The organism is Acinetobacter sp. UBA2581 (genome assembly GCF_002339435.1).
Classification (GTDB): Bacteria; Pseudomonadota; Gammaproteobacteria; order Pseudomonadales; family Moraxellaceae; genus Acinetobacter; species Acinetobacter variabilis.
Map to the genome: position 1 here is coordinate 1 of NZ_DDLD01000011.1, position 3592 is coordinate 3592.

At 47.0% G+C, this 3592-nt stretch carries 2 protein-coding genes; both read right to left on the minus strand.

The genetic code is table 11. The annotated features are described in order from the left end of the window. Positions 1-67 precede the first annotated feature (67 nt). Entirely contained in the window at positions 68-1249 is a 1182-nt protein-coding gene (locus B3Q46_RS01315; RefSeq protein ID WP_286712901.1) for an acyl-CoA dehydrogenase family protein, read from the minus strand. A gap of 130 nt (positions 1250-1379) precedes the next feature. Next, on the minus strand, positions 1380-3326 hold the full coding sequence (gene acs / locus B3Q46_RS01320) for an acetate--CoA ligase (RefSeq protein ID WP_286712904.1): 1947 nt from the start codon (positions 3324-3326) through the stop codon (positions 1380-1382). Positions 3327-3592 lie beyond the last annotated feature (266 nt).

Consider the following 3592-nt stretch of genomic DNA (forward strand, 5'->3'; position numbering starts at 1 on the left):
TATTTCAGGACGGGACACTTCATCTAATATGAAAAGCCTCCAGTATCAGAGGCTTTTTATTTTCATATCAAGAATAAAAACTTGGATCAGGCACTTTCCCGGTCAGTATCCATTCCCCAACTTCCTGATATTTATAATCTACCGGATCATGCAAGGTCTGGGTGCGAACATTACGCCAGAAACGGTCCAGATTCAGTTTGGCTGTGGTCGCACGCGCGCCCATCACCTGAAAAATATTCTGGGTGATATAGAGAGATGTATTGGTGGCCGCGATTTTGGCTGTAGCAATCGCCACTGAAACTTCACCACGCTGCTCAGCAGTGAGATCATTGCCCAGATCCCAAGCGACTTGTAAGGTTTGAATCGCTTTATCTGCCAAGAGACGGACGCTTTCCAGCTGCACATAAAAATCGGCAAAATGCTTCTGGGTAAAAGGGTCATTCACAGCCTCTTCTACCAGTGATTTTGACCAGGCTTTTTGAGTCTGTACGGTTTGTTTGGCGACTTCAAACGCACCTTCTGCTACACCGAGGAACATGTGTACAAAAATCAATTGGGCAATCAAAGGACGTAAGCTTGAATACGGCGTGCTCAGTGGACCCGGATTTAACAGCAATTCATCTTCATGAATTCTGACCTGCTCAAAATGGCTGGTGCCGCTATCGGTCTGGCGTTGACCCATATTATTCCAGTCACCGAGAAAACTTACGCCCTTACGTGCTGTTGGAATTACCCCGATCAGTAATTTTCCAGCGTCGTTATAGCCTGAGCACAGTAAGATATCGGAATCAATGGAGCCAGAACAGAAACTTTTATTTCCATCAAAAATATATTCTTTTTCAGCAACTTTTGTTGCGGTAGTACGACGGTCCAGTGGATTTAAGGTATTGCCCCAGAACAGGTTTTCCCGAGCGGTCTGTTCAAACCATGGGCCATATTGTTCCGGTTGGGAAAATAATTGAACCGTTGCAATCAGCAAATGATGAAACCCATAAACATGTGCTAATGAACTATCGACTCGGGCAATGATTTGAATGGTTTTAAAAATTGTCTGCCAGTCTGCTTCCTGACCGCCGTACTGTTTTGGAATAGACAGGCCCAGTAAACCGCTCTGACGAATCAGATCACGCTCGGCTTTAGGATTACCGCCCTGCTTGTCACGAGCTGCGGCTGTTTGGGCAAAAGTTTCTGTCAGTTGCTGGGCAATTTGCAGGGGAGATTGATCTAGATATTGTTGTCGTACATTCATTCTTTTGACCTAAGTTCAGCATAGTTTTAGCTTAGCAGATTGCAGCTTGGCACTATATTCGAAAGCATGCAGAGCTTATTCCTGAGACAAAAATACCGGCAAATAATGCCGGTATTTGAACGTCCTAAACTTATGCCTGATTACGCTGCACTTCAGCAATTAACTGATCCACGACCTGTGGCTCAGCCAGAGTCGAGGTATCGCCCAGACTGTCCAGTTCATTGGCAGCAATCTTTCTTAAAATCCGGCGCATAATTTTTCCTGAACGGGTTTTAGGTAAAGCGGGTGCCCAGTGCAAGGCATCTGGCGTTGCCACTGGCCCTAAAATTTTACGTACCCAAGCTACCAGTTCACCGCGCAGCTGTTCAGTACTTTCAGTCCCTGCCTGCAAGGTGACAAAGGCACAAATCCCCTGACCTTTGATGTCATGCGGCATACCGACAACAGCCGCTTCGGCAACCGCTTCATGGGCCACCAGTGCACTTTCAATCTCTGCCGTACCCAGACGATGACCGGAAACATTGAGTACATCATCGACACGACCAGTAATCCAGTAATAGCCATCTTCATCACGACGTGCACCATCACCGGTAAAATAGGTACCTGGATAGGTCGAGAAATAAGCTTCAATAAAGCGATCCGGGTCACCCCAGATGGTGCGCATCTGGCCTGGCCAGGAATCCTTAATTACCAGATTTCCTTCCGCCACCCCTTCAATTTCCTTGCCTTCTGCATCGACAATGGCGGGTTGCACACCAAAGAATGGACGGGTCGCAGAACCCGGTTTCAGGTCGGTTGCACCCGGTAAAGGCGTAATCATGAAGCCACCGGTTTCGGTTTGCCACCAGGTATCAATCACCGGACAGCGACTTTCACCAACTACCGAGTAATACCAGTTCCAGGCTTCCGGGTTAATCGGCTCACCGACCGAACCTAAAATTCTCAGGCTGCTACGATCACTTTCCCGTACATAAGCATCGCCTTCCCGCATCATGGCGCGGATGGCCGTTGGTGCGGTATAGAGAATGGTCACATTGTGCTTGTCGACGATATGTCCGGTACGTGCCCAGCTCGGATATTGCGGCACTCCCTCGAACATGACCGTAGTCGTACCATTAGAGAGCGGACCATACAGTACATAGGAATGCCCGGTAATCCAGCCGACATCGGCAGTACACCAGAACACATCATCCTGTTTGATGTCAAAAACTTCTCGGAAAGTACAGTTCACATAAGTCAGATAGCCGCCTGTGGTATGCAGTACGCCCTTAGGTTTTCCGGTTGAACCCGAGGTATACAGGATAAACAGCGGATCTTCCGCATTCATCGGCTCAGGCGGACAGATCTCATTGACGGTCATAATTTCCATGTGATACCAGAGATCACGCCCCTGTTGCATTTCCACCGGATTGCCAGTGCGATGTACAACGATGACATGTTCAACCGATTCGGTACCGGCGACTTTCAGGGCTTCATCCACATTGGCTTTCAGTGGAATGGCTTTGCCCCCACGCATGCCCGAATCTGCGGTAATCACCATTTTGGCCTGACTGTCTTCAATCCGGCTGGCCAGAGAATCAGGTGAGAAACCACCAAACACCACACAATGCACTGCACCAATCCGGGCACAGGCCAGCATGGCAATTGCGGCTTCCGAGACCATTGGCATATACAGCACCACCCGGTCGCCTTTTTTAATCCCGTTCTTTTTCAGTACATTGGCAAAACGGCAGGTTTCATCATAAAGCTCATGAAAAGAAATAATCTTGTGACGGGATGGATGATCCCCTTCCCAGATAATCGCCGGTTTATAAGGATGTTCCTTAAGATGGCGATCCAGACAGTTGGCACTGACATTGAGCTGGCCATCTGCAAACCATTCAATTTTAAAATTGTCTTTATCAAAACTGGTATTTTTAACCTGGGTAAAAGGTTTGATCCAGTCCAGGCGCTGTGCCTGTTCAGTCCAGAACTGATCCGGTTGTTCAATGGATTGCTGATAACGCTCAAAATACTCTGTATCAGTGGTACGTGCGGTTTTCTTAAATTCTACTGGTACTGGATAGATTTCTTTCATTGTTCGCTTCCTTGATCTTGTTCTATCTCATCACGAGAGCTTGATGGCATTTTGTTGATTGTTTTTTATGCATAATGGCAGTATGTACTGCATATTTCAAATCCGACAATCATGCTTTCGTCGTAGATTATTTATTCAAATTCAATCAGAATAACTTCGGATAATGCTCAGCTATGGCCAAAGTCAGCTAGATATTGCTATCGTCAAATAAAATGAGTCTCCCACTCTCGCTGTATTTTATACAGGGCAGAGTAAAACTTGAAGTG